This is a genomic window from Streptomyces sp. NPDC004752, from assembly GCF_053601275.1.
In genome coordinates this window covers 1-26,282 of record NZ_JBSGBN010000017.1, presented here as the reverse complement: position 1 = coordinate 26,282, position 26,282 = coordinate 1, and the positions used below count along the sequence as shown (strand labels likewise).

General features: G+C 68.5%; 25 protein-coding genes and 2 pseudogenes. 12 read left to right on the top strand and 15 right to left on the bottom strand.

Translation table 11 applies throughout. The features are described from left to right. Together ACWEKM_RS09865 and ACWEKM_RS09860 are read right to left on the bottom strand one after the other, a co-directional pair. Positions 1-816, bottom strand: a pseudogene (locus ACWEKM_RS09865) (GAF domain-containing protein); the annotation flags it as partial. A 681-nt stretch (positions 817-1,497) separates the two neighbouring features. Next, the gene (locus ACWEKM_RS09860) at positions 1,498-2,661 is read right to left on the bottom strand and encodes an MFS transporter (RefSeq protein ID WP_451620710.1); all 1,164 of its coding nucleotides are present in this window, start codon (positions 2,659-2,661) and stop codon (positions 1,498-1,500) included. A gap of 172 nt (positions 2,662-2,833) precedes the next feature. Between ACWEKM_RS09860 and ACWEKM_RS09855 the strand changes: the two genes are divergently transcribed. After that, positions 2,834-2,971, top strand: a complete 138-nt coding sequence (locus ACWEKM_RS09855) for a hypothetical protein (protein WP_451620644.1) — start codon at positions 2,834-2,836, stop codon at positions 2,969-2,971. Between the two features lie 47 nt (positions 2,972-3,018). Here the strand turns inward: ACWEKM_RS09855 and ACWEKM_RS09850 are convergent, their stop codons facing one another. The 3 genes from ACWEKM_RS09850 to ACWEKM_RS09840 all read right to left on the bottom strand — a co-directional run bounded on the left by ACWEKM_RS09850 (position 3,019) and on the right by ACWEKM_RS09840 (position 5,384). Beyond that, positions 3,019-3,357, bottom strand: coding sequence for a hypothetical protein (locus ACWEKM_RS09850; RefSeq protein WP_451620643.1), 339 nt, complete (start codon positions 3,355-3,357; stop codon positions 3,019-3,021). A gap of 249 nt (positions 3,358-3,606) precedes the next feature. Continuing rightward, positions 3,607-4,353, bottom strand: a complete 747-nt coding sequence (locus tag ACWEKM_RS09845; RefSeq protein ID WP_451620642.1) for a PP2C family protein-serine/threonine phosphatase — start codon at positions 4,351-4,353, stop codon at positions 3,607-3,609. A 107-nt stretch (positions 4,354-4,460) separates the two neighbouring features. Further along, complete coding sequence (locus ACWEKM_RS09840) at positions 4,461-5,384, bottom strand: XRE family transcriptional regulator (protein WP_451620641.1); 924 nt, start codon at positions 5,382-5,384, stop codon at positions 4,461-4,463. Between the two features lie 294 nt (positions 5,385-5,678). On the opposite strand from ACWEKM_RS09840, the gene ACWEKM_RS09835 reads away from it, so the two are divergent. The 10 genes and pseudogenes from ACWEKM_RS09835 (at position 5,679) to ACWEKM_RS09790 (ending at position 12,809) form a co-directional block, all read left to right on the top strand. Further along, positions 5,679-5,846, top strand: coding sequence for a hypothetical protein (locus tag ACWEKM_RS09835; RefSeq protein WP_451620640.1), 168 nt, complete (start codon positions 5,679-5,681; stop codon positions 5,844-5,846). Positions 5,847-5,917: 71 nt separating this feature from the next. Further along, complete coding sequence (locus tag ACWEKM_RS09830; RefSeq protein WP_451620639.1) at positions 5,918-6,112, top strand: hypothetical protein; 195 nt, start codon at positions 5,918-5,920, stop codon at positions 6,110-6,112. A 17-nt stretch (positions 6,113-6,129) separates the two neighbouring features. Next, positions 6,130-7,056 (top strand): alpha/beta hydrolase, encoded by a 927-nt coding sequence (locus ACWEKM_RS09825; protein WP_451620638.1) that lies wholly within the window; start codon positions 6,130-6,132, stop codon positions 7,054-7,056. Then, positions 7,053-7,625, top strand: coding sequence for a hypothetical protein (locus ACWEKM_RS09820; RefSeq protein ID WP_451620637.1), 573 nt, complete (start codon positions 7,053-7,055; stop codon positions 7,623-7,625). The genes ACWEKM_RS09825 and ACWEKM_RS09820 overlap by 4 nt, the downstream gene beginning before the upstream one ends. 156 nt (positions 7,626-7,781) lie before the next feature. Continuing rightward, on the top strand, positions 7,782-7,985 hold the full coding sequence (locus tag ACWEKM_RS09815) for a linaridin-like RiPP (RefSeq protein WP_451620636.1): 204 nt from the start codon (positions 7,782-7,784) through the stop codon (positions 7,983-7,985). Positions 7,986-8,152: 167 nt separating this feature from the next. After that, complete coding sequence (locus tag ACWEKM_RS09810; protein ID WP_451620635.1) at positions 8,153-9,025, top strand: hypothetical protein; 873 nt, start codon at positions 8,153-8,155, stop codon at positions 9,023-9,025. A gap of 53 nt (positions 9,026-9,078) precedes the next feature. Continuing rightward, entirely contained in the window at positions 9,079-9,843 is a 765-nt protein-coding gene (locus ACWEKM_RS09805; RefSeq protein WP_451620634.1) for a class I SAM-dependent methyltransferase, read from the top strand. A 305-nt stretch (positions 9,844-10,148) separates the two neighbouring features. Next, positions 10,149-10,493, top strand: a pseudogene (locus ACWEKM_RS09800) (ATP-binding cassette domain-containing protein); the annotation flags it as partial. Then, the gene (locus ACWEKM_RS09795) at positions 10,490-11,974 is read left to right on the top strand and encodes a phytoene desaturase family protein (protein WP_451620633.1); all 1,485 of its coding nucleotides are present in this window, start codon (positions 10,490-10,492) and stop codon (positions 11,972-11,974) included. The pseudogene ACWEKM_RS09800 and the gene ACWEKM_RS09795, both read left to right, overlap by 4 nt. A 157-nt stretch (positions 11,975-12,131) precedes the next feature. Beyond that, positions 12,132-12,809, top strand: coding sequence for a DUF429 domain-containing protein (locus ACWEKM_RS09790; RefSeq protein ID WP_451620632.1), 678 nt, complete (start codon positions 12,132-12,134; stop codon positions 12,807-12,809). On the opposite strand, the gene ACWEKM_RS09785 is transcribed toward ACWEKM_RS09790, so the two are convergent. The 5 genes from ACWEKM_RS09785 to ACWEKM_RS09765 form a co-directional block, all read right to left on the bottom strand. Beyond that, a complete protein-coding gene (locus tag ACWEKM_RS09785) occupies positions 12,803-13,468 on the bottom strand; it encodes a hypothetical protein (RefSeq protein ID WP_451620631.1) in 666 nt (221 codons plus the stop codon). The two genes, ACWEKM_RS09790 and ACWEKM_RS09785, sit on opposite strands and share 7 nt — an antisense overlap. A gap of 38 nt (positions 13,469-13,506) precedes the next feature. Beyond that, entirely contained in the window at positions 13,507-14,031 is a 525-nt protein-coding gene (locus ACWEKM_RS09780; protein ID WP_451620630.1) for a ParH-like protein, read from the bottom strand. 65 nt (positions 14,032-14,096) lie between these two features. Then, positions 14,097-14,567: an XRE family transcriptional regulator gene (locus tag ACWEKM_RS09775; protein ID WP_451620629.1), complete on the bottom strand. Its 471-nt coding sequence runs from the start codon at positions 14,565-14,567 to the stop codon at positions 14,097-14,099. Between the two features lie 96 nt (positions 14,568-14,663). Next, positions 14,664-16,379 carry a serine/threonine-protein kinase gene (locus tag ACWEKM_RS09770; protein WP_451620628.1) on the bottom strand — a complete coding sequence of 572 codons (1,716 nt, stop codon included), beginning with the start codon at positions 16,377-16,379 and terminating at the stop codon, positions 14,664-14,666. 397 nt (positions 16,380-16,776) lie between these two features. Further along, positions 16,777-18,270: an MFS transporter gene (locus ACWEKM_RS09765; RefSeq protein WP_451620627.1), complete on the bottom strand. Its 1,494-nt coding sequence runs from the start codon at positions 18,268-18,270 to the stop codon at positions 16,777-16,779. Between the two features lie 906 nt (positions 18,271-19,176). On the opposite strand from ACWEKM_RS09765, the gene ACWEKM_RS09760 reads away from it, so the two are divergent. Continuing rightward, positions 19,177-20,622 (top strand): Mur ligase family protein, encoded by a 1,446-nt coding sequence (locus tag ACWEKM_RS09760; protein ID WP_451620626.1) that lies wholly within the window; start codon positions 19,177-19,179, stop codon positions 20,620-20,622. Positions 20,623-20,754: 132 nt separating this feature from the next. Here ACWEKM_RS09760 and ACWEKM_RS09755 read toward each other — a convergent pair whose 3' ends face one another. From ACWEKM_RS09755 to ACWEKM_RS09735, 5 genes are all read right to left on the bottom strand, one after another. Beyond that, complete coding sequence (locus tag ACWEKM_RS09755; protein WP_451620625.1) at positions 20,755-21,507, bottom strand: carboxymuconolactone decarboxylase family protein; 753 nt, start codon at positions 21,505-21,507, stop codon at positions 20,755-20,757. A 97-nt stretch (positions 21,508-21,604) separates the two neighbouring features. Beyond that, on the bottom strand, positions 21,605-22,699 hold the full coding sequence (locus ACWEKM_RS09750; RefSeq protein WP_451620624.1) for an ABC transporter ATP-binding protein: 1,095 nt from the start codon (positions 22,697-22,699) through the stop codon (positions 21,605-21,607). Continuing rightward, on the bottom strand, positions 22,696-23,997 hold the full coding sequence (locus ACWEKM_RS09745; protein ID WP_451620623.1) for an ABC transporter substrate-binding protein: 1,302 nt from the start codon (positions 23,995-23,997) through the stop codon (positions 22,696-22,698). The genes ACWEKM_RS09750 and ACWEKM_RS09745 overlap by 4 nt, the downstream gene beginning before the upstream one ends. Before the next feature lie 48 nt (positions 23,998-24,045). Further along, entirely contained in the window at positions 24,046-24,888 is an 843-nt protein-coding gene (locus ACWEKM_RS09740) for a carbohydrate ABC transporter permease (protein WP_451620622.1), read from the bottom strand. Beyond that, complete coding sequence (locus ACWEKM_RS09735) at positions 24,885-25,712, bottom strand: carbohydrate ABC transporter permease (RefSeq protein WP_451620621.1); 828 nt, start codon at positions 25,710-25,712, stop codon at positions 24,885-24,887. The genes ACWEKM_RS09740 and ACWEKM_RS09735 overlap by 4 nt, the downstream gene beginning before the upstream one ends. Between the last annotated feature and the right edge of the window lie 570 nt (positions 25,713-26,282).

Here is a 26,282-nt window from a genome sequence, read left to right as displayed (position 1 = left end):
GCGCGCTTGGGCGCCCGCGTTTCCCTTCGGGGCCCCCCCAACTCCCCCGTCCCCCCCCCCCCCCCCCGGCCGGCCCGCCGGCCGGGGCCCTCCCCCGGCCCGCCCCCGGGGGGGGCGCGGGCCCCCGGGCCGGTAGATCGCGGCGGCCTCGAAGGGCAGATCGGGCAGGGTGGGCAGCAAGAGCCGCTGGAACTGCTCGGATCCGGTGCGGACCTGCTCGAAGAGGCGAACGTTGTCGATCGCGATGCCGGCGGCGCTGGCCAGAGCGACGATGACGTTCTCGTCGTGGACGTCGAAGGGCCGTCCGTCGCGTCGCTCGGACAGATAGAGGCCGCCGTAGATCTTGCCGCGGACGTCGATGCCAACGCCCAGCAGGGTACTGGGGCGGGGGTGGCCGGGTGGGAACCCGACCGTGGCCGCGTGGGAGGAGATGTCGTCGACGCGGTGCGGCTCGGGGTGGCGGATGGCGTACCCGAGCACCCCCAGGCCACGAGCGAACCCGACCTCGGCCAGGGCCGCGTGTTCCTCCTCGGACAGTCCGACGGCGATGAACTGCCCGAAGCACTCGCCGGACTCGTCGAGTACACCCAGCGCACCGTAACGGGCTCCGACCAGTTCCATGGCGGTGGTCACAATGCGACGCAGCACCGCCGGCAACTCCACCTCGCGGGTGATCGCCACCACCGCGTCCAGCAGGTCCTGAATGCGATCCTTGGCGGCGGCCAGGGCCCGCAACTGCTCCTCCATCCGTCCCAGCTCGGCGTCCAGACGTCCCAGCAGGTCAGGGTGGCGCTGCGGCTTCGGTGACTCAGCCATCCCTGCCGCCCGCCCTCACGATCGCCCGGTGGTTCGGCAGATGGTCCCGGCCGCCGGCCGCCGGTACGAGGTGAACGGCACCGACGGGCGGGCTTCCCGTACCCGGGTCGGGCTCTTCACGTCGCCAGTCACCTCCAGGGTCACATGGGAGTCCTTGCCCTACCCGAAGTTCTCCCACTGCTTCGGCCTCCTGACGCGACCGTGATCGAACACGACCACAGCGTGCCCCGACCAAACGGCCCAATTCGCCCACGACCCTGAAAGCAGCATGCCACACGCACGGCGGAGCGTCCGCCGAGTGAACAGGTGGCCGGCGGCTGCGGCGGAAGCGGCTCAGTGTGCCCCTCACCAGGCGCTGCGATCTGCGAGGGGCACACCCCCGTGTGGTCCCGCCCATCGGGCCTCGGAGAGCTGTGGTGGGGCCGAGGCCAAGCAGCGGTACCCGTGATCATGTTGGCCTCGGTGTGTGCCGACGTCGACCCGGGCGGGGCATGCGGGTGACCGGGTGTTCCACGCCTGTCGGCCGGGGTGCTCCGCACGGGACTCGACTTGTCGACAGACTGTCGCGGGACACCACGGTCCCGGCACCGACTCGCTGAACCAGCCCGACGTGGGTGACGAACAGTGCGCCCAGTGCGCCTCATACCGCCCCTCGACCGGCCCCTCGACCAGGTCGACGGCTCAGCTGCGGCGTGCCGCCGTAGCCGCCAGCAGGGCCAGGGCGAGGACCTGGATGACCACTACGGCACTGATCAGGACGGGGACCGAGTAGCCGTACAGGCCGCCGGTCAGCGCGCCGCCCGCGAGGCTTGCGGCGCCGACGACCCCGGCGAAGATGCCGTAGGCGGTCGCCCGACGGCCGGAGGGGACCAGGTCCGCCACCGTCGCGCGCAGGGTGGATTCCTGGATGCCCATGGCCGCGCCCCATACCAGCGAACCAGCCGCGGCGAGCGTGACGGTGTCGGCGAAGGCCAGCGCCGCGACCGCGACGGCCAGCACGGGCAGGGCCACCAGGACGCGGGGGCCGTGCCGGTCGTACAGCCATCCGGTCGCAAGCGCGGCGACGGCGGCGGTGGCCATGGCGGCGGCGTAGAGCACGGGCACCCAGGCAGCGGTCAGCAGATGGCGTTCGACGAGGTGGTAGGAGAGCACGCCGAAAGTGGCGAACCCGGAGGTGGTCGCCGCGGTGAACGCCGAATAGGTCCAGAACGCCGACGGCAGACGGCCGCTCCCGGTCGCCTGCCGCGGGGGAGGTGCCGCCTCGCGCTCGTATGCCTCGGGGTCCGGGACGCGGGACCGCAGCCACCACAGCAGCCCCAGGGCCGCCGCGCCCGGCACGGCCAGGACACCGAGCGCGGGGGCGTAGTCGTCTTCGGTGAGCGCGAGCACCACGGCCACGAGCAGCGGGCCGACGATGGCGCCTGTCTGGTCCAGGGCCTCGTGAACGGCGAAACCCCGCCCACGGCCGGTGGCGGCGGTGGCGTGCGAGAGCAAGGTGTCCTTGGCCGGCGAACGCACCGCTTTGCCGACCCGCTCGGCGACCACCAGCAGGCATGTTGCCCACAACACCCCGGCCACGCCCAGCAGCGGCACCGAGACCACCGTCAGCGCGTAACCGGCGATGGCCAGGCCCCAGAAGCGACGGGTGCGGTCCGCGAGCGGACCGGAGACCAGCCGCAGTCCCAGTGCAGCTGCCTCTCCCGCCCCGGTGATCACGCCGACGACCAGGGACGAGGCACCCAGTGACGCGAGCAGGGGACCGGTCACCGAGCGAGCGCCCTCGTAGACGAAGTCGGCCAGCAGGCTGACCACACCGAACCACACCACGAACCGCCACGGCCGCATCGTCACCCATTCTCCTCAATTGGCGACAGCAGTATGGTGTGCGGTGCGGCACATGTTGGAGCACCCCGGACATTCATCTTTCCGTCGCCGCGATAACGCATCAGAGAACCGCGAGATTCGCGCGGGCGCGGACACACTCGATGCACACCCCACGAGCAGGAGAGCAGCACCAATGAACGGGTTTCTCATGACTGTGCTCGGCAAGGCCGCCCTGGCGCTTGTCGAGGCCATCGTCGTGCGCTTGGCACTGGAATTCTGGCGGACATACACGCGGTCACGCAGTACGGCGGCCACGCCCCGGGTGGCGTGACGCGTCGGCGCCCGACGCTGCCACGCCGCCATATGGTGTCCTCCGACCTATTCCTGGCGCCCCTTCGCTTGTCCCCTTCCCTTGCCGCGCAGGATGGCTGTGGCACCTCCGATGGCCAGAGCCACGGGCCAGTCGAGAGCACCGACCACCGCGAGCGCGCCCAGGCCGCCGTAGAAGAGAACATCTCTCGTCGGCAGCTTTGAGGTCATGGCCTGTGTGTTGGCCACTACGTCCCCCGGTGTGAGGTAGGGGATGTGGACCGGCGCGTGCACATCCAGGCTGTGCATGTGCAGCTTTCCGTCCGTGGCGGGTTGCTGTGCCGCTGATTTGGCGCTCGGACGGGCGCGGGTCGCCGTTGTCTTCCTTGTGGTGGCTGCGCTGGGCATGGCCACCTCCTCGATGGATCCGAGTGCGGTTTCGCACTTCCATTGTGGCGCGAATGTGCCACATCGACAGCTGCTGCGGCGCATGGGGGCGGGGGCGTCGGGGGTGCGGCAGTGCGGACGGCCCCCTTACCGGGGCCTACTGGGGCGCGGATGTGCAGGTCGGCGCCGATTCGGCGGGGCCGATCGCGCTCGTCGCATGTCGTCCGCCCGCAGGAACGCTACGGCTTCCCCGCCCGACCCCTGCCGCGATCATTGGTCCGCGATGCGCACCAGGGCGAGCGTGATGTTGTCGGGTCCGCCCGCGGCGATGGCGGCCTTCCACAGTTCGAAGGCGGCCCGGCCGTCGTCGTACTCCCGCAGCAGACCGTCGAGGACGTCGTTGGGCAGCGGATCGGTCAGGCCGTCGGTGCAGATCAGGTACCTGTCGCCAGGGGCCAGGGGAGCGGCCGCCACATGGGGGGTGATGGCGTGGTAGGTCGAGGTGCCGCCGAGGGCCTGGGTCACGAGGGGGGTGGTGCGCTGCCCCGGCCGCAGTGGTGGGTTGTCGTCCATGCTGACCTGGAGCAGTCCGTCCTGGGGTGCGGCGTAGACCCGGCTGTCCCCCACGTTGAACGTCAGGACCGACCGGGGCAGGAGGACGGCGCCTGCGACGGTCGTCCCCATCGTGGCCGGTCCGCCACCGTCGCCGCCCGCGGTCGCGTACACCTCGCGGTTACAGGTGTGCAGTACGTCGCGGACGCGGTCGTCATCGCTCAGGAGGGGCCCGGTCGACGCGAGGCGGCGGACGACCAGGGCACTGGCCACGTCTCCGCCGGGCTGGCCGCCGAGCCCGTCGGCGACGGCGACGACGAGCGGCGTACCGAGCGGGAAAACCAGGGTCTGCGGGTTCTCGGTCACGGTGGCGCACAGCGTCCACGGTCCGACGACCAGACTGTCCTCGTTCCGGTCGCGGACCAGCCCCGGATGGCTCAGCGCACTCACAGCGACATACGTCATCAGAACCATTCTCAAATGGCCCGCCCGACGGTGCATCTTGACCGCGGTGAACGACCGCCCATGGCGACCCCGAAGGCTTTACCCGTTTGGTCAGCCCGTCCAGGGCGTCAATCCGTCCGGATGAGGAACCGCTGGTCGGCCGCGCCGGTACAGCGTTCTTCGGTCGCTTCGGCTCCCTCGGCGGTGTCGTCGTCGGCGATGCCGATGCACATGCTGCTGTGGGCCGGGCGCAGTCGGAAACCCTCTTTGGCAGCGGCAGTTGCTTGAACGCGGAACAGGGTGGCCTGAATGCAGTCGTTCCGGGGCTCAAGCATTCCTTTTGCCCGACCGGTGTGCATGACCGTCAGACATCCTTTCCCCTCCTGGGGGTGATGCCACTGAATGCGATAGAGGCCCTCGCCGGCCGGTTCGAGGTAGGTGCGCGGCACCGTGGCCTGGGCGCAGGGGAGTTGGACAGCGACGGCACTGTCATAGGCGCCGTCCCGGTCACGTCCGTCGGTCAGACAGAGTTCCGGCGTACGGACGGGGCGAATGGTGACCCAGCCGACTGGTGTGCCGGGGGTGTCGGAGCCATCGGGGAGTAACCCCCAGATGGCCAAGGCGAGCAGCGGGACCATGAGGCCGGTCGCACGCAAGACGGTGCGGCCCTTGGTCCGGCGCGGGCGCGAGCCGGTGGATGCCGCGATCCGCGGTGGAGCCTCGGCCTCGGGCTCAGGCGGCGTGGGCGGCACGGCGGTGGTGGTCCCCGCGGCGATTCGGTCCCTGGCTTCCAGCCAGGCGCCGACCCGCTGACCGTCCCCGCAGGCATGGACGAACGCGGCCAGTACGTCGGGTCGCGGCAGGCTCGTCCGCCGCAGCATGTCGGACAAGGTGCTCCGCGCCAACAAGTCACCGTTTTTGGCGGCCCGTTCTTCCAACTCGCGATACGTCAGCCCCGAAAGCTCCTTGAGCCGCCGCATCGCCGCGATGAAGCCGGCAGCGTCTCGGGCTTCGTACGGCGACAACTCCCCCAGGTTCCCCACGAACGTCATCCTGCTATGGCCATGGTCAAGGGAGAACAGCGGATCTCGCCATGTCCTCGCTGTCCGGGACGCAATCCGGACAAGGCCGTGACCAGCCCGGACAGCTCACAGCTGTCCGGGACGGCCCAGAGCCGTTGTCCCGTCCCGCCGGCGCTCACCAGTCTCTGCGGTGATGAGTGACGCCGACCGCATGAGGGTCGTCGCCGAGGAGACGGACGTGACAGCCGTCGCTGCACTCGTACTCATCAGTGGAGCCCGAGGGCCAGGCAGATCGGCCAGGTCCCATCGAAAAGGAGCCATGACATGAATGCAGTCACCGAATTCGCCAACCGGTCGCTGACCGACGTGACACCGGGAGTCCAATCGCCCGGCGACGGGGAAGCAGCACCGTACTTCGCGGCCCAGGCCATTACGGTCACGGACCACACCGCTTACATCGTCGTCATCATGGCGTGCCACGGCGTCGGCTGATCTCGGACACACCCCGTCACACCCGCATCTCCCCGGCATGGGGACACCCCGGATCGAGGAAAGGAAGAGACATGCTCGCCGAGGCAACAGCGCCCACCGTCACGGAATTCGCCAACAGATTCCTGGCGGATGCGACTCCGGGAATGCAGTTGGCCACCGACGGCCCAGCGGGCCCGGCTCTCTCGTCACACTGCGTACTCGCCACCAACAACGTCGACTCGTGGACTCGCGTCACGGCAGTACAAGCCGCCGCGTCCGGCGAGTGATCGGGATGGCGAGGACGATGCCGATCGAGCGGAAGTTCGCCATCGGTGTGGCGGGGCTGTGTGTCGGCAGCTGGGCGATCGGTGCGCGGACACGGTTTCTCGGTATGCGCCGGCGGGCGGCGGCGTTTTCCACGCTGTCTCGCGCCGATGACGGTGTGGTCGAGGTCGATCACCGGCGTCCGCCGGACGCCGCGTTCGGTGTGCTGTTCTTCAACGGTCTCGGCATGCCGCACGAGCAGTGGGCCTGGGTGCGCGAGCACCTGCCCCAGACCGCGGCGTGCGTGGGCTACAACCGGCCGGGCCACGGGCTCAGCAGCCCGCTGCCCGAGGCCACCTTGGAGGAGCAGTTCCAGATCGTCGACGAGCTGCGCAGCAGGTACCTCGATGGTCTGCCGGTGGTGCTGGTGGGGCACTCGCTCGGCGGTTACCTGGCCGCCGCGTACGCCGAGTCACGGGGCGATGCCGGGTTGTCCCATGTGGTGATGGTGGACCCCACGGTCATCGCGGACCTGCATGCCCATGTGGGCCGGCTTCCCGACTGGTGGACCCGGCAGGCGCTGCTGCTGGAGTGTCTGTGGGCCGGTGCCGGGCTCAACGTCCTGCGTCCGATGACGCCGGTCCGTGAGCACTACGCCGAGGAGGTCAAGGAGAGCCTCACGGCGTACCATGCCCGGCCGCGCACATGGGCCACCGCGTACCGCGAATACATGGCGGCACGCGCCTATCCCCCCGTGGAGAAGCTGGCCGTGCCGTTGCATGTGATGACGGCGCTGAAGGGCACACGCAGTGCCGTGAAGCACCGCACCTCGCAGGAACGGATGCTGGAGCTGTCGGATCGCTCCTGGCACCACGTGTGCGAGGACGCCGACCATATGGGGGTCGTCGCCCAGGAACCGCACGCGAAGAGCCTCGTCGAGCTGATCGTGTCCGGGGGTACGGCATGAGCGGGCAACGTGTCGTGTCTGCGGCGGTATCCACCGGACTCGCGGCGTGGCTGGTCAGCACAGCCGCCGGCCAACTTCCCGACCACCGGTTCGACCGTCTGGTTGAGCGAGGACCCCTGCGCCTCCTCCGGGCGCCCAACTGGCGGTTCTTCGGCCCCAATCCCGGCGTATCGGATGTGCACCTGCTCTACCGGGACATCACCGACGGCACGGCGGCCCCTTGGCGGGAGATCGAGGTGATCTCGGACCGGCCTTGGTACGCCCTGGCCTGGAACGCGCAGAACCGCGCTCCCAAGGTCCTCTTCGACGCGCTCCAGGTCATCATGAAGGTGGCCAACGACTCGTCCGAAGACATGGGCCTCATCGTCTCCAGCCCCGGCTACTGGATCTTGCAGCGCTATCTGACCACCCAGATCCCGCATGTGCCGGACGCCGACCACACCCAGTTCATGCTGCTGCGGGCCCACCCCGAGCGCGGGCAACGGCACGGCGTGCAGCCCATGTTCGCCTCCGAGCGCATTGCCCTGCGCCGCTCATTGCCCCCGGCCACGGTGGCGGCCGCGCGGTAACCGCGTCGACCGGGAGCCTCGCTCTCACGCCACCGTGCCATGCGTGAGAGCGGGACCCCCAGCCGAGACGGTGTGTCACGCCCCGCTGGGGAGCATCTGCTCTGTCGGAAACATCGCCAACAGACTCGCCACAAGGATCACGAAGAAAGGGACCTCATGTCTCTCGTCGCCCAGTTCGCCAACGAATCCCTGACCGACATCTCCCCGGGGATGCTCTCGGAGACCGATGTCGCGGGCCGTCTGGACACCCCCGCCGACCCCGTGATGGCCACCCCGGCCCTCGCCATCGAGGTCGGCATCTTCGCGCTGGAGCTGCTGGCGGCGAACGTCGCCAACTACGTCCAGCGCAACGCCCACTGATACCCGGCGGCCGACTGAGCGCCGCTGACTGAGACCGAGGGATCGCCGGCGGGCGGTGACCTGGCCGAGTGCGGCTCCACCACCGCCGGCGATCCCCCTCGGCGTGCGGCGAAGCCGCACCGTGTGCCGACTTCCCCGGCACCCCATTTCCACGAGAAGGAGACTCCGTGTTCCGTCGTCCGACCCGTGTGGCCTCGTCCCGCTCAGCGCTGGACCCGGCCGTCACAGCACGCCGCATCGCCTCCGCGGGGACGTTGATCGCCGCGTTGGAGGCCCTCAGCCAGCACAAGCGGTTCGTGAAGGGCGACCTGCTGGCCAGTCAGGTCGAGGCATTCCATCCGCGGCTGGCGCGGCGACACCCCGCGCTGAACCGTGCGCTGGCCTCCAGGGCGTTCCTCTACACGGTCTACGGTGCGCAGGCCGCTGTGTCGGCGGCCACCCTGGTGTGGCCCGGCAACCGCCCGCTGCGGATCGCGGGCGGCGCGACGCTGGCCGCCCTGCAGAGCGTGCAGTCCCACTTCATTCCGTTCGGCCGGGACGGCGCCGACCAGTTGCAGCTCGTCATCAATGCCACGATGGCTTCCACCGGTCTGATCCAGGACCGCGAGCAGGCCGACGACCTTGCGATGCGGACGCTGGCCTTGGAGACATCGCTCTCCTACGTCGCCTCCGGGCTGGTGAAGGCCGTCTCCCCGGTCTGGCTCAAGGGGGATGCCGTTGCCGGGGTGATCCGGACGAAGAACTATGGAGACCCGCGCGTACACAAGCTCCTGACCCGTTACCCAGCGGTCTCCAAGGCACTGTCCTGGGGCACGATCGCCATCGAGTGCGGCTTCCCCCTCATCTACGTACTCCCCAAACCCGCCGCCCGCGCCTACCTCGGCACCATGACGGCGTTCCACCTCGGCATCGGCGAGTTCATGGGGCTCAACCGTTTCGTCCTCGCGTTCGGCGCCACTCATCCGGCGATCCACTATGTGCTGTCGCAGCGCCGACGCGAGCTGGCCGGTGCGCCCCAGCCCGCCGCCCTTGCCGCATGAGCCGAGCGGACCCCCGATCCCCGGCACGCCATGACCACGGAAACGGAGCACACATGACGATCGCGGACATCGGCTACGGCAGGCAGTTCGGCGACTGGTACGACCGGATCTTCCAGAACGACGCCGCCACCCGGGCCGCCGTCGACGCCCTGGCCGGGTTCCACCCCGAACCGGCCTGGGGCACACTGGAGTTCGGCGTCGGGACCGGCCGGATCGCCTTGCCGCTGTCGCATCGCGTCGGCCCGGTGACCGGGGTGGACTCCTCGCAGGAAATGCTCACGGCTCTGGAGAAGAAGGCCGAGGAAGGCGAGGTGACCGCCGAACTCGGCGACATCCGAACCTACCGCGGCGATCGACAGTACGGTCTCGTCTACTGCGTCTGCTCCACGCTGTCGCTGATCCTCGACCCCGACGGGCAGCGGGCAGCCATCGGCCGCGCGGCCGAACATCTGTGCCCCGGTGGCAGGTTGCTGGTCGAGACGCACAACCGTACCGGTGTGGTGGCCCTGCACCAGGGCCTGGCCCACAGCACGATGTTCGTACCGTACCCGGAGCCGAACACCGGCATCCAGATGCACGCCACACTCCTGATGGACAACCATGTCTGGAAGGTGTCCACCATATTGTTCGAGACGGACGGCACACACCGCATCGGCACGGAGACCGCGCGCCTGCTCACACCCGAAGAAGTCGATGTCTACGCCCAGGACTTCGGGCTGCGACCCGAGGGCCACTACAGCGACTGGCAACGCACCGACTACGTTCCCGAGACCGGCCGGTTCGTCGCGTCCTACATCAAGCCGACACGACCGGCATGACCGGTATGAGCCTCCGGGAGACGGTCCGCCGCCATCGGGCCCTGCTGCTCTCCGGCCTGGCCATGGGCATGGCCGGCGCGGCGGCCAAGCTCGCCCAGCCCTGGACGCTGGGCCGGCTGATCGAAGCCGTGGCCCTGGACCGGGCGATCGCCTGGCCCATCACGTTCGTCGTGATGTTATTCCTTGCGGACGCGGCGCTGAGCGCCGGACATGCCTACGCGATCGGCAGGGCCGGCGAGAACATCGTCTTCGATGCCCGGCGCATCCTCGGCGGGCGGCTGCTCCGCAGCCAGATCGCGCACTTCCTCAGCGAGCGGGGCACCGGCCTGTCCGGCGGCCAGCGGCAACGACTCGCCATCGCCCGCACGCTGCTCCAGCAGCCGGAGGTGATCCTGCTGGACGAGGTCACCGCACACCTGGACAGCGACACCGAGGCCGCGCTGCGCGACGCGATGGCCGAAGCCGCCCGCGAGTGCGCAGTACTGGCCATCGCACACCGGCTGTCGACCATCGTGCAGGCGGACCGCATCATGGTGATGGAGGAGGGACGCGTGCGAGCGGTCGGCACCCATCGGGAGCTCATCGCGTCCGACGAGGTGTACCGGCGGCTTGCCCGTCGGCAGTTCGCCGCCGAGGAGGTGTCGGCATGACCCGCGCCGATGTCGCCGTAGTCGGCAGCGGTCCGAACGGCCTGGCCGCCGCCGTCACCATGGCGCGGGCCGGACTGACCGTCCACGTCCACGAACAGGCCGCCACCGTCGGCGGCGGACTGCGCGGTGAGGCACTGTTCGACTCCGCGATCCGGCACGACGCCTGCGCGGCCGTGCACCCCATGGCGGCCGCCTCGGCCTTCTTCCGGGACTTCGACCTCCCGGCCCGCGGCGTTGCGCTGCTGCAGCCACCGATCGGCTACGCGCACCCCCTGGACCGTGGCGCCTCCGCGTTCGCCTACCGCGACCTCACCGAGACCTGCGACCGGCTCGGCCCGGACGGGCCTCGCTGGCGGCGACTGATGGAGCCGCTCGTGCGGCACAGCACGGGCGTCACCGACTTCCTGCTGTCCGACCTGCGACACCTGCCGCAGGACAGCGCCGTCCCACTGCTGCTCGGCCCGCGCATGCTCGGGCATCGCCTGCGGGTCGACGGGCTGCGCACCGAGGCTGCCCGGGCACTGCTCACCGGGGTCGCGGCGCACGCGAAGGGCCGACTGCCCAGCCTGCCCGCCGCAGCCATCGCACTGCTGCTCGGGCACCTGGCGCACGCCACCGGCTGGCCACTGCCGCGGGGAGGCAGCGTACGCATCGCGGAGGCCCTGACCAACGACCTGCGGGCGCACGGCGGCAGGCTGCACACCGGCCACCGGGTCACCGACCTCGCCGAACTCGACGCCCCGGTGATCATGCTGGACACGACACCGAACGGCCTGCTCGCGCTGACCGGCGACCGGCTGCCGCCGCGCTACCGCCGTGCCGTGCACCACTTCCGTTACGGCCCAGGCGCGGCGAAGGCCGACTTCCTGGTCAGCGAGCCCATCCCGTGGGCCGACCCGGAGGTGGGACGGGCCGGGACCGTGCACCTGGGAGGCACCCGCGCCGAAACACTCGCGTCGGAGAACGCGGCGGCCCGCGGTGAGGCATGCGAGGAGCCGTTCGTGCTCCTGGTCGACCCCGCGGTGACGGACCCCGGCCGCGCCGTGGGCGGTCGCCGTCCGGTGTGGGCCTACGCACACGTTCCGAACGGCGACACCCGGGATCCAGTGCCGCTGATCACCCGCCGTATCGAGCGGTATGCGCCCGGCTTCGCCGACACGGTCATGGCCGCGCAGGGCATGCCGGCAGCCGACTACGAGACGTACAACCCGAACTATCCGGGCGGCGACATCGGTGCGGGAGCGGTCACCCTCACGCAGGCCGTGCTCCGACCGGTGCCCGCCTGGAATCCGTACCGGACGCCCCTTCCCGGTGTGTATCTGTGCTCGGCGTCGACGCCACCGGGGCCGGGCGTACACGGCATGTGTGGCCACCTCGCCGCCCGGGCCGCGCTTCAGCGGGAGTTCCACATGACCACGACCCCGTACCTGGGGCCCACCGACGAGGCCACCGTCGCCAAGCACCCCAGGAGAACACCATGACCATGGCGCACCGCCCCACCGCGGCGTGCCGTGCCGTGCCCGTCGCCGTCATGCCGGGCGGACGTTACTGTCGGCATGGTCGACCCGTCACGGCTGCCGTCCCGGTCCGCCGTCGGCAGCGGTCCTACTGCTCGATCCGAGTTCGTGTGGGGGTGAGATGGACGTCCTGGGAATCGATGCCTGCGGCAAGCAGGGGTGGGTGGGGATCCGGCTCACGGACGGCGCGTACGCGGAAAGCCTGGTGGCCGGGTCCCTCGGCACGCTGATCGAGCGTGCCGGTGCGGTGGAGACGATCGCGGTGGACATGCCGCTGGGGCTTGTCGAGCGGGGCTGGCGTGCCGCTGACCTCGCTGCCAGAGCGCTTCTGGGGGCGCGACGCAGCAGCGTTTTCCTCATCGCGCCGAGGCCCGCATGGCAGGAGCCAGATTATGCTTCGGCCGCAAACCGGTGCCAAGAGCTCACCGGGAGCCGACTGAGCCGGCAGGCGTGGGCGCTGGCACCGAAACTCCTTGAGGCTCGGGCGTGCTGGCTTGCCGATGAGCGCATCCATGAGGTGCATCCCGAGGTGACCTTCCAAGCTCTGGCCGACGGGGTGCCGCTGGCGTACGCCAAGAAGACGTGGCGCGGCCAGAACATGCGCCGCGCACTGCTGGCCAAGGCCGGAGTCGTGCTTCCGGACGAACTCGGAGAAGCCGATCAGATCGCCGCGGACGATGTACTCGACGCCACCGCCGCGGCCTGGTCCTCGCATCGGATCGCGCTCGGTATCGCCGAACGGGTTCCCCCGGCGCCGGAACCGGACGCAGAGGGCCGCCGCATCGAGATCCGCTACTGACCACCGACCTTCAAAGCGTGGCCAGGGCCATGATGCGGCCCCTGCCAGGCGATATTGGCGGCGACATCGTCCAGGGCCCACAGCGACCACACGACAGCCGTCACCGTGGCCGGCGTGGACACTCTCAGACCCATGCGCAGCGAACCCGGCGGAGTGCGGCGCGCACGCCGGATCAGGGCCCGCGCCGTGACATACAGACACCAGCAGAGATAGCCGGCGAAGAGGGCGTTGTACGCGGCGAGGGCCCAGCCCCGGCCGGGCGCGGCCAGCGCGGACGTGCCGGCGTCGGTGGCGTCGGCTGCGAGGAACAGGCCCAGCGCCGCCAGCTGGACGGCGACGGCGGCGCGCGTCCGGCGCCGGACCACCACCGGTCGGGACCCCTGCGGATCGAGGGCGAGTGCGACCAGCGCGAGAAACATGGCGGCGGCCGCCTTCAGCTCGTACGTGATCAGCAGTTCGGCATCGGGCGAGGGAACGAAGCCTTCCAACGTGTCCAACACCGCAGGGGAGTTGAGTAGCATCGCGGTCCCTGCGCACAGCGCGAACCCAGCCACGTTGCGCTGTGCCGGATCAGCTCTCCCTCCGCGCGTGATCGCGAGTCGGTGCACGGCGAACGCCAGGAAGACGAGGGCGGCGAGATACGCGGTCAGGTTGGTCATATGCGCCGCCGGGGGAGTTTTCGGCCCGAGTCACGGTGTTAGGGAGAGCCGAACAGGGAGCGGAGCCGCGCCTCTTCCGACCCGGCCGGCGACGCCGCGGCGGCCCCGGTCCGGTCCAGCTGCGCGGCACGGTTCAGGATGAGGGACGCTACGAGCTCGGCCTCTTGCTCCTGTGGCTCGGTGTAGACGGTCCGTCCCAGGACGCGGTGGATCAGCGAGGCTGGCAGGTGCGGCAGCAGGACCTCGGCAGCGGAGGACGCCGCGGGTGTCGTCTCGTGGTGACCGCACAGGAGGTGCGCGACCTCGTGCAACTGGATGTGCTGCTGGTGCAGAAGCGTGGTGTCCGCGGGGTAGACGATACGGTCGGCGCCGTCGGTGCTGACCAGGAGCCCGCACGGGAGATGGGGACGGGCAGTGACCGGCACCAGCTCGATCGGCCGCCCACGGGCGCGGGCCAGCATACCGATGAACACGCCTGTGTCGAACGGGCTCGGCAGATCCAGGTCCTCCACCAGGCGCCGACATCGTTCCCACAGACGCTTGTTGCTCCGGCCGCTGCGCACGCGCTGTCCCTCTTCCCCCGTGGTACTCCTGGTACCCGTGGTCGCTGTGTGGCCGTCATTCCGGGTCAGCGGTCGGCGGGGTCGTCGCCCGGCACCGCACCGTTGTGCTCCCGGCCGTCGGCGCCGCTTTCGCGCCGGGCGAGGACATCGATCATGTCGCTGATCGTGTTCACACCCTCGGGCGAGAGGTTCACCGCACGCAGCGCCACACTCCGAACCCCGGCGTCCCGAAGGGCCCCCAGCAACTCCAGCTCCTTGGCGATGGCAGCCCCCCGGTCGTCGTCGAAGAAGTACGCGACCGGGACGTCGAAGAACTGGGCGAGTGCTTCCAGGTGCCGCTTGGTGGGGTTGTCCCGGCGGCCCGTCCGCAGCTGCCACAAATAGGTGGCGGAGAAGCTCTCCCCGGTGGTTTCCCGGCAGGCGCGGGCGACCTCCTCGTGGCTGAACTGCTCCCGGTTGGGGCGACGCACGATGCGGAACAGTGCATCGATCTTGTCTGCCAGAGTCGTCGTCGACGACGGATCAGAATTGCCCATGGTCAGCCTCCCTTCTGCCATCGGGCCAGCCTGGGTGGAGCGACCCCTGGATTTATCTTCACCCTAGCTGATGTCCGGGTGAGCGTCAGCGGGGTGTCAGGACGAGCGGGTCAGCCGGGAGGGCGCCCCCGCGGCCTGGCTGCCGTCCTCCCCGAGAGTCAGCGTGTCGGTGCCCGTCATCGTCAGGGTGTAGATGCCGCCCCGTACGCACAACACGGCGACGGACGGGTCCGTGGCGGTGCTCGTGACCGCCTCGAAGACCATGGACGTTCGGTGTGTCTCCTGCAGCCGCAGCGTTTCGGTGCACCCGATGTCCTGGCCGGTTCCGGCGTCAGTCATGTGGCTGACCTGTTTGCCGACGATGTCGCCGCGCTTCGCCGTATGCAGGGTGAGGGTCACCGACACCCCGGTTGTCCGCGGGTTGACGACGCCGTCGCCGGAGGCGCTGCCGGTGCCCGTGCCTTTCCAGCGGCCCACCCAGGACGCAGGCAGGGCGTCCGTCGTGGTGGAGCGGGACGAGGACGGGGAGGGAGTCGGCGGCGGGGACGTATGCCGTCCGCCGCCCGCCCCATTGCCACTACCGTCCGGCCAGTTCAGTGCGGCGATGACAGCCGTGGCCGCCACCGCGCTCGCGACCATGGCGGCCGTCCGGACCCGCGTCGGCCCCCGCCCGGGTGCGGGGCCGGTGCCCGTGCCGGACGGGGGGAGGGGCGCGGGCCCCGGAGCGGTACGCGGCGGGGGGACAGGGGGAGGAAGGTACGCCGTCGGTGGTCCGAACCGGGTCGGTGGCCCGAACCCGATGGGCGGCTCGGAGCCACGCGGCGGCTCGGAGCGGTACGGCGGTTCGGAGTCGTACGGCGGTCCGAAGCCGGTCGGCGCGGCCGGGCCCGGCGGAGCGGAGGGGGCCGACGGCCGGTCCAGCAGGACGCGCAACTCGGCTTCCTTTGCGGTGATATCGGCCTCCAGGCTCGGTGGCAGGGCCGCGGCCCAGCTGACCGACCCGGCACCGATCCGCTCCAGCAGCTCATCCGCGGTCGGACGGGCCTGCGGCGACTTGTGCAGGCAGGCCGCCAACAGCGGGGTGAGCGCCTGCGGTACGCCATCGAGCACTGGCTCCTCGTACACGATCCGATAGAGCAGCCGCGCCGCCAACGGATCCTCGCCCCGCCGTAGAAAGGGCCCCTGCCCGGTGGCCGCGTAGACCAGCACCGCTCCCAGTGCGAAGACGTCGCCTGGTTCGGCCGAGATTTCTCCGGTGGCCTGCTCCGGTGCCATGTACCCGGGCGAGCCGATGACGCCGCCGGTGCGGGTGTGCCGGGTGTCGTCGGCGGCGCGGGCGATGCCGAAGTCGATGAGCAGCGGGTGGCGGCGGGCCAGCAGCACATTGGACGGCTTCACGTCACGGTGCGCGAGACCCGTCCGGTGCACCGCCTGTAGACCTTCGGCGAGTTCCGCTGCCAGGGCCCGGACGGCGGGCTCCGCCAGCGGGCCGTACCGCTCCACCCAGTCCGCGAGGGAGGGCGCGGCCACGTACTCCGTGGCCAGCCACTGGGGACGCTGCCCCGCGGGGCTGTAGTCGACGACCGCCACCGTCCACGGGGAACGGACCTGGTCACTATGGGCGATCTCGCGGGCGAACCGCTCCTCGAAGCCGGGATCCGCGCCGAACTCGGTCCGTACGGTCTTCAATGCCAGAGGCCGACCGGACGCGGTACGGGAGAGGAACACCTGGCCCATGCCTCCGGCACCCAGTTGTGCCAGCAGGGGGTAGCCGCCGATGGCCGGTGGATCGGTGGGATCCAGACTCCTCATGAACCTCTCCGCGCGGTACTCGGGCCGCTGCGAGGCCGGACACCAGTGCACGGGCCACGTGACACCGCCTTGGCATTCGCGTTGGCTTACTCTGCATGTGACGTATTCATATCAGCTTATGCCGCGCGGATGGGCTGCCGGTCGGAGCCGCGTGCCCCGCTGGGAGAGGCGTGCTGGGCGGGGGTCGTGGGGGAGTGCGTCGGAGCCGCACCCGGTCCTGCATCCGCCACGAAGGGCGCGGACTTCGAGGGAATTCGAGGGAAATTCGAGGGACTTCGAGGGAAAAGGACGCGGATCATCGTTGTCCGCACCTGCCCGCCCGAGGGCGCGACGGTCGTCCGCGCCGACGGGTTCGGACCGGTGATCCCAGAAGATGCTCGGGTCGTCGGAGCCGACGTCACTCCGTGTGGACCGGGAAGCGGCGCGGCGCCAGGAACAGCAGCACGAGGAGGGCCAGCGCCGCGGCGCATGCGGCGCCCAGGTATACGGCGTGGACAGAGTCCGCGATGGCCCGCCGGGTCGCCTCCGGTACGGTCCCGGCGTGGAGTTGCCCCGTCACCGAGTCGAGGTCGCTCGCGCCGCCGAGCCGGGCTGACAGCACCCCGTTGACGATGGCGCCGAAGATCGGTGCGCCGATGGTCTGGCCCGTTTGACGACAGAAGAGGATGGAGGCGGTGGCCGTGCCCCGCTCCGCCCACCCGACCGACGACTGGACGCCGATGATGAGTGGGAGGCTGAACATGCCGAGTGCAGCACCCAGCAGCAGCATCAGGGCCGTTGGCTGCCAGGCGTGGCCCGGGTAGGGCAGGAGCGGGAACGCGAAGAGGACGAGTGCGGCTGCGCCGATGCCGAGTACCGCGGTGTTGCGGATGCCGATGCGCCGGTAGACATGCTGGCTGAAGATCGACGACAGCGGCCAGCTGAGCGTCCAGACGGACAGGACGAATCCGGCGGCCACCGGGCCCAGGCCCAGAACTGACTGGGCGTATGTCGGGAGGACCAGGCTGGGTGCGACGATCAGCAGTCCCAGCGCGCCCTGGGCGAGGTTGACGGCGGCGATCGTGCGGCGGCGCCACACCCAGCCAGGCATGATGGGCTCCACGGCCCGCCGTTCGACGAAGACCACCAGCGCGGCGAGGGCGAGTCCGGTGGCGAACAGGGCGAGGGACGGGGCTGACAGCCAGGGCCAGGCCACTCCGCCCTGCACCAGAGCGGTGAGCAGCACGCCCCCGCAGGCGAACACCGCGAGGGCGCCTGCCCAGTCGATACGCGGGCGGGTGGCCGACCGGCGGTCGGCCTCGTGGAGGTTGCGGATGATCAGCCACAGTGCGACGGAACCGACGGGCAGGTTGACCAGGAAGATCCAGCGCCAGCCAGCGTATTCGGCGAGGATGCCGCCGAGGACCGGGCCGGCGATGGCCGACACCGCCCAGACCGTGGAGAGCCTGGCCTGAATCTTGGGGCGCTCTGCCACGGGGTACAGGTCGGCGGCGAGTGTCTGGACCGTTCCCTGAAGTGCTCCGCCGCCCAGACCTTGTACGACCCGGAAGGCGATCAAGGCCGCCATGTTCCAGGCGCCGGCGCACAGCAGGGAGCCGAGCAGGAAGACGGCCGCGCCCACGATCAGCACCGGCTTGCGCCCGAAGAGGTCGGACAGCTTGCCGTACACGGGCAGGGAGACCGTCACGGCGAGCAGGTAGCCGGAGAACAGCCACGAGAACACGGAGAAGCCGCCGAGTTCGCCGACGATCTGCGGGGCGGCGGTGGAGACGATGGTGGAGTCGAGCGCCGCCAGGCCCGTGGTCAGCATCAGTGCGGCGGAGACGACGCCCCGCCTGCCGGGTGCTGTGTGCTTCGCGGCGTCGCTGATCCCGGGCTTGAAGTCGCCCACCGCGGGATCGATTTCCGTGCGGGGGACAAGTCGTGTCGGTCGGGTATGGGGTTGACGTTCGGGTCCGTCGGCCGCCGTAGTCACCGCGGCGCGCCTCCTTCATTAGCCGGGTGTATGTCTCCATCCTTGGGCACCAGGACCAATGCAGAAAGCGAATCGATACAATAAATATCATTGCGGATTGTGATGAGTGGATCTCGGTGTCGCGGGCTGCTTCCCCCGGAACAGGTGCGGACTGCTTCACCGGCGCCGACTGCGGGGCCAACTGGTGCGCCGGGATGGGCTGATCTGGGCGCCGACTGAGGGCACCGACGTGAGGTGGGACGAGGAACGACCGGTGCCGCTCATCGTGCACCAGGCGCCCAGCCCCAGCCCGGCACGGGCCGTGCAAGCACTGGAGGCGAACTCCTCTTCGGTGCGCTGACGGAACACGCTCCCCAGTACCCTGGAAGGATTATCCATCCAGATCGCCAACGATATCGGGATAGTTCATCGCTCGGACACCTGCGATTGGCCCTTGTGTAATCGCTGACTCTGAAGCTCCTACCGTCGGCACAACGCGGCAGCGCGTGAACGGCCGTGAGCTGGGTGATCACGGGATGGGCCGAGATGATCGCCGAGGTCAGCGCCGGAGTATTGGACCGGCTCGGCCTCCCTCGCCGAATCGTCGTCATCGGGTGGAGCATGGGCCCTCCAGGCGAGCGCTCGTCACCGTTCGTGGCCTCCTGGCTGGAGTCGCTTGCACTCCAGGCAAGTTCCATGCGCAGAAGGCGGGCTTGCTCGGCACCACCGCACCCGGCGACTTTGACGTCTGAGCCCAAGCGAGACGACGTCGCTGTTCGCGTCCCCGGCGACCGGCGTGGGACACCCCCGCTGCTGGATGGCAGACATTCCTGAGAGGTAGTCATGACCCGTACTCGTATCGATGGTGATTCCGATGGGAACCTGCGGTTCGTTGAGGGGACGGTGTTGGTCGACGCGAGTAGTGATGACTCGATAGCGCTCGCCGAGTACCTGGCTGGCATTGGCCATCATGTCGTCGCTCTCGCTTCCGACCAGGTCGACTTCGAGGCCCACCGTGGTCGACTGGGCGACATCGGAATCGCTGTCAGGGATCGGTCTGGTGACGACGCCGATCTCCGCGGGATCGACACCGTGTTCATTGATACGTTCACTTCACCGCAGGATTCACTGGTGACAGTGGCGCGACGCCGCGGAATCCGCTTCTCCAACCTGCCCGACGTGGTCCTGCGCGCGGCGTCGCCCAAGACGATCGGCATCACCGGATCGGCGGGCAAGACGACCACGACCTTCTTGCTCAGTGCCCTGCTACGCGCCGCCGGCCAACCGGTACACGCGTCGACAGACCACCGCGTCACGCCGTCCGGGCCGGGTCGTGAGGTCCTGGACAACCTCGCCTCCGCCGATCCCGGTTCGTGGACGGTTCTCGAGCTGGGGAGCCGTCACTTCGACTACATGACGGTGAGCCCGCACATCAGTGTCGTCACCAACTTCTTCCCAGATCATCTGGACTGGCACGGCGGGCTGGACGCCTATCGTGCGGCCAAGCAAAGGATCCTGCAGTTCCAGACCACTGACGACTTCGCCGTGCTCAACCACGACGATCCGATGGTCCGAGAACACTTTGGAACGCTCGGACACGCTCGGAGACTTCACTTCAGTGAGTCCGGCGAACTCGAGCACGGCGTTGTTGTCATGAACGGTGACGTGGTGGTGAGGTCACTCGGCGGTGACGACATCGTTTGTCCGCTCGACGCGCTTGCTCTTCCACGGCATCAACTGGGCAGCGCACTCGCGGCCACTGCTGCCGCGATGCTGGCGGGAGCGTCGATTCCGGCAATCCGGGACACCCTCTGTACGTTCACCGGTGTCGCTCAGCGTGGTCAGCTCGCTGGCGACGTGAACGGGGTGGAGGTCTATGACGACTCGCTGGCCATGAATCCGCGCAAAGCGCTCTCCGGCATGGAGAGCCTTCGCGACAGATCCGTGGTGCTCGTCGCGGGCGGTTCGCTGGTGTCACCCAGTGGGGAGCGTCGCGTGAACAGCGCTCTCGAACAGGCTGACCTTCGGCTGCTGTGTGCCGAGATCCTGCGGAAGGCAACCTCCGTCGTGCTCTTCGGGGACGGAGGAGAGCTGATCGCACAGCTGCTGCGTGACATCGGCGCGGGAACCGCCACCCTGACGTTGGAACGCGACTTCAGGTGTGCGGTGGAGCACGCGATAGACCTTGCCGCACCAGGCGGCAAGGTCCTGATATCGCCCGTCTATCACACCCCTCCGCTGGAGCTGAAAGCAACACTGGACGCGGTGTTGGGCGTCACCGAAGAGTAGATCGCGGTTCAGCGGCAAGGACAGCCCGGCACTCACGCCCCCGGGCTGTTCCCGCGCACGGTCGGAGCCTCGCCGACCGTGCGCCAGTCATCTGACGGCGGTGCGGGGCGAGCTGCGTTCCGCAAAGCGACATCACGGGTGCACCTCCGGGTCCGTTGTGGCTGCCGAGAGCTGATCGCGCAGCACCGGCAGGCCCAGGAACATCGTGCGGTATCCGATGAGACTGACGATCTCGAAGACCTCCATGATCTCGTCCTCGGTGACCCCCAGCTTCAGTGCCTGGCGGATGTGCACCTGAGCTCCCGACAGATACAGGTGCGTGGTCGCGACGTCCACGGCAATGTTCACCAGCTCCCGCATCCGCGGGGCCAATGCGGGTGTCGATACCGACGTAAGGTCGAGATAGGCGTCCAGGAACTCCGGGTCCAACCGCAGCATCCTGTTCCAGCCGTCGTACCAGAACCCCCGTCCGCGCTCGTGGCGCTCCTTGAACGCCTGCTCATCGGGGGTGAAGTCGTCCGATGCCGGCACCACGACACCGCGACCCACTCGCTCCAACTCCTCCAGCAGGACCGGGACGCATTGCGTGATCGTGTGGCTGCCCAGTGCCATACGGAGCACCCCCATCACCTCCGCGGGTGTTGCCCCCGCGGCGAGCGCCCGTCGCATATGACGGTGGACGCCATCACGATCGAACAGATGGATGGCCCCGTTCACGCCGAGCAGGACCAGTTCCTGCTCGGCCCGGGTCAGCGCGCCCCGTCGGTATGCAGCCGCCTCCAACCTCCGGTAGGCGGCCACATATTCCGCACCCATCATGTCGAGAACGTCGTCGTCATCGTCGTCGAACGGCCTGACCGGCGCCGTTCGCGCTTCGTTACTCATCGAATCCTCCTTGGTGCATCGAACAGGCCCCTCCACATCCGGAAACAGTCCCGACGCGGCGTAAGCGCGCCTGTGGCCGTGGCTGCCCGCGGTCGGTCTAGCCCAGGCATGTGCCGTCGGCGTCGAAGTACCGCAAGTCGGATCGACGCACATGTACCGGGATCGAGCCCGACGGTCGCTCACTGGAGGGGACCCTCATGCGGATGGAGCGATCGAGCATGTCCAGGTGCACGATCCGGTCCCGGCCGTGCAGTTCGCTCATACGAACCTGACCAATGATCTGGATGTCGTCACCGGTCCCAGGACCGAGCCGAATCGACTCGGGCCGGAATCCGACAGCAGGCGCATCTGCTCGCTGTTCGTCGTGCAGCGGGCCCTTTGCCGGTACCACGTTCATCTCGCACAGGAATGTGGCGACGAACTCGGTGCTCGGCTCTTCGAAGACCGCCTCCGGATCGCCCTTCTGCTCGATGCGGCCGGCCCGCATGACAACAAGCTGATCAGCGAGCGACAGTGCTTCTACTTGGTCGTGCGTCACGAATACGATCGTCGTGCCCAGCTTTCGCTGAAGGGCCAGAAGTTCCGACCGCATGTCCACGCGAAGCTCGGCGTCCAGATTGGAAAACGGTTCGTCCATGAGGAGCACATCAGGGTCCCTGACGAGCGCCCGCCCGATGCCCACGCGTTGACGCTGGCCGCCCGACAACTGTGCGGGCTTGCGGTCCATGAGACTGCCCAGACGCAGCATGTCCGCGATTTCCGTTGCGCGCTGCGACCGCTGCTGCTTTTCAACTCGCAACATCCGAAGCGGAAACTCGATATTGCCGCGCACGGTTTTGTTCGGGTAGAGGGCGTAGTTCTGGAAGACCATCGCCACCCCGCGGTCTTCTGCGCCGACCGAGGTGACGTCCTTCTCGCCGATCCGAATCTCACCGGAGTCTGGGTTTTCGAGCCCGGTGATGCTGCGGAGGAGGGTCGTCTTGCCGCAACCGCTCGGACCGAGAAGCACCGTGATTCGTCCGCCGGGAACGTGCAGATCCACATCATCGAGCGCGGGACGGTCGCCGTTGGAAAAAATCTTGCGAAGGCCGGAACAGGTCACAGACCGTTCGTGGACGCCGGCGTCCTTGTGGGGAATGGTGTCGGTGGCCACAGCGCCGCCTTTCGGCGAAGGATCAGTACGGATGGTCACTTCAGGAGTCCCTGAGCTTGCTTGGCAGCCTCATTGAGGGCATCGGCCGCCGACTTCGACCCGCGCAGCGCCAGAACCAACTCCTGGTCCAGCAGCTTGGTGATCTGGGTGGCGTTGCTCCCGGGGAAACCGAACCACGGGATGGTGTTCTTGATCTGGTCATTCCCCGGCTTGTAGAGCGGATTCTTCTCGAAGAAGTCGCCGAGGTACTGCGGCTTCGATGCCGCCACCGTATTGACAGGGGTGTAACCCGACGCCTTGACCAGCGACGTGCAGGCCGCCGGGCTGACCATCGTGCGGGCGGCCCGGAAAGCGTCGGAGAGCTGCTTGCTGTCCTTGGAGAGCAGCACAAACGCTGCTCCACCGGCCGGCAGCCGCAGCTTCCCTCCGTCCGGCACCGGCATGGCCGCGCTACGGACTTCGAACTTCGCACCGGCTGCGGTATTGGCCGCCTGCGCGGAACTGGACAGCATCATCGCCAGATCGCCGCGAGCGAATGCGTCGGCCATCTGGGTCCTCGTCATGGTCTGGCCAAGGCCGGCCTTGAACAGGTCGGCCCAGTACTGGAGCATTCGGACGCCCGGCTCCTGGTCGAACTCGATCCTGCTGCGGTCGTCGTTCATCATCCGACCGCCGTTCGAGTACAGGAAGTTCTGGAACAGCCAGTTCCCGCTGTTGTCGTTGCTGTAGGTCACGCCGTACTTGGCCGCCTTCGCGGAGACGATGGCCTGCGCGTACGACTTCATCTCCGCGAAGGTCGTCGGCGGCTTCGCCGGATCGAGGCCGGCCTTCTTGAACGCATCCGCGTTGTAGTACAGCACGACAGTCGAGATCGCATAGGGCAGCGCATAGGTGTGGCCGCCGTCCTGGCCGAGGGCCAGCGTGGTCGGTGCCAGCTGGGACTTGTCGAACCCAGCCGTGCGCATCAGGTCATCGAGTGGCTGTGCGCGCTTGGCGGTGATGTAGGAGCCGAGCAGGTTGAGGCCCACCATGGCAATGTCGTCGATGTGTCCCGCGACCAGATCTGTCTGTACGCGCTGGTCGACGGACTCGTAGGTGGCGGTCCCGGTATTGATCGCCTTGACGGTGATGCCCGTCTTCCGAGTGAAGGCGGATCCCAGATTCTCGCTGACCTGCGAGGTGAAGAGAGGGGCGTTGTACAGCACCATCTCCACGGTCCGTGAACCGTTGCCGCCGGATTTGCCGTTCGATTCCCCACAGGCGGCCAGCAGGCCACCGAGGGCCAGCGCGCCGGCACCACCAAGGACACCGCGCCGACTAACGATTCTGTTGTTCAAGGTCATCGTCATACCTGTCTGTTGTGAAGGCGTGGAAGTGTTCGGGCTCTAGTCGAGCCCGCGCGAGAGCGAGATTCCGCGTATGAACTGGCGTTGACAGAAAAGGAAGGCTATGAGCAGCGGAGCGACCGCCAACGTAGCCGCAGCCATCTGTGCCCCGTAGTTCGAACCCGACTCCTGGTTTGCGAACTGAGTGATTCCGTAGGGGACGGTGGCATGCGCGGTCGTACGGAGGATCACGCTCGGCCAGAAAAGATCGTTCCAGTGGCCGACGACGCTGAAGACGCCGAGGGCCAGGATCGCTGGTTTGACATTCGGCAGCACGACGCGCCACACGATCGCCACGGGACCGACACGGTCGAGTCGGGCGGCGTCGAACAGGCTCTGCGGTACCGAGAGAATGAACTGGCGCATCAGGTAGATACCGAAGGCGCTGGTGGCGAACGGGACGATGAGCCCCGGCAGTGAGTCGTTCAGCCCGGCCCTCGACAGGATGATGTAGTCGGGTATGGCGACCACCTGGGTCGGAACGATGAAGCAGGCCATGACGATCCAGAAGGTCGCTGCGGCACCGCGGAACCGAACCCGGGCGAGCGCGTAGCCGGCCGGCACGCTGGTGACAACCTGAAGGATAAATATGGTGGCGGTCGACAAGAAGCTGGAGAGGTAAAGATTTCCCCAGGAAGTCTGCTGCCACGCGGTGACGAAATTCTGCAACGTCAGGTGCGACAGTCCGAGACTGCCGTCGAGGATGTAGGGCTCCGGCGTGAACGCCGACCGGAGCATGATGTAAAAGGGGAACAGCATCACCAGTGCTCCGACGGCCAACGCCAGATGGAGGGCCGTCTGCCCGAGGGCTCGGCGAGCAGTGGTACGGGTGCGTCTGGTCATCGGGCACCTGCGTCTTCCAGGCGTCGGCCAAATGTGCGGAGCTGGGCGAAGGTGGTCAGCAGGACGAGGGCGAGCAGCACCAGGCTGATGGCCGACCCTCCACCGATGTCGCTGAAGGTGACGGCGCGCTGCCACATGAGGAACGACAGTGTGGTGCTGCTGTTGACCGGTCCGCCCTGCGTCATGACCTGGATCTGGTCGAAGACACGCAAGGAGTCCCGCGTGGCAACGACGATGGCGAACACGAGGGAAGGGCCCAGCGCGGGCAGCGTGACGTGCCAGAAACGTGACCACGCGCCGGCATGATCGAGCCGCGCAGCCTCGACAACCGCAGGACTTACGTTGCTCAGGCCCGCCAGAAACATGATCATCGCTGATCCGATGCCCTGCCAGCTTCCTACGACCGCCATCGCCGGCAGCGCCAGGGTCGTCGAGTTGAGCCAGTCGGTCCAGCCCAGCACACCTCCGAGTGTGGAGTCGACGACGCCGCTGCTGGGATAGAACATCCACGTCCATACGACCGACATCGCGGCCAGGGTGGATGCCGCAGGCATGAAGAAGGCCGTGCGCCACAGACTCGATCCGCGGCTGACCGAATTGATGCCGAGTGCGGTCAGCAGGCCGACGACAACGATGACCGGCACCGTGATGACCGCGTACAGGACCGTGTGCCACAGCGCCTGCTGGAGGCTGCCATTGCTCAGCACCGTCCGGTAGTTGTCGAGCCCGGCAAAACTGCTCGTACCGGCGAGAAGCTGGTAATGGAACAGTGACAGTACAGCGACGACGACCAGGGGAATGATCACGAACAGCGCGAGGAGCACGACGGCCGGCGACAGCAGGACCAGCGGCGCGAGTCTCGGGCTGATTTTCAACAACTTCGGGCGCAACAGTCCGGCCGGGGCCGGGCGGCCTCGCACGGTACGTGTGCCGTCCGGCTCAGTGACATGATCAGCCACCTGGCTACGACCTTTCATCACATCGTGCTCGCCTCGGGATGAGGCGAGGTCTGGTCATCCTGCGTTCTGCGCCGTCGAGCCGAAGCCGAGCGCTCGCCGCGCAGGCCGGGACTGGGGCGGTGGCACCGTGAGGTACCCGAGGCGGTCCCCGGTGTCCTGCGCCGGGGACCGCCTCGGGTCCGCGCGACCGGTGCCCGCTTCGCGCTCGCTGTGTCGGCGATACGAGCGGTCAACTTGTGCGCGTGGGTGTGGTGTGGGATCTGCACCGATGTGTGGCCGACGGTGTGAGCGGGCGGCTGCACATCGGGTCGAGACCGCCTCTCAACCTGCTGTGGCGTCGCTGTCGGGGTCGAAGGGGACGCCGAGGGTGAAGAGTTGGTCGCCGATCTCGGTGCGTGCCGGGACCCGTTTGGCGAGTACGGTTCCGGTTGCGGT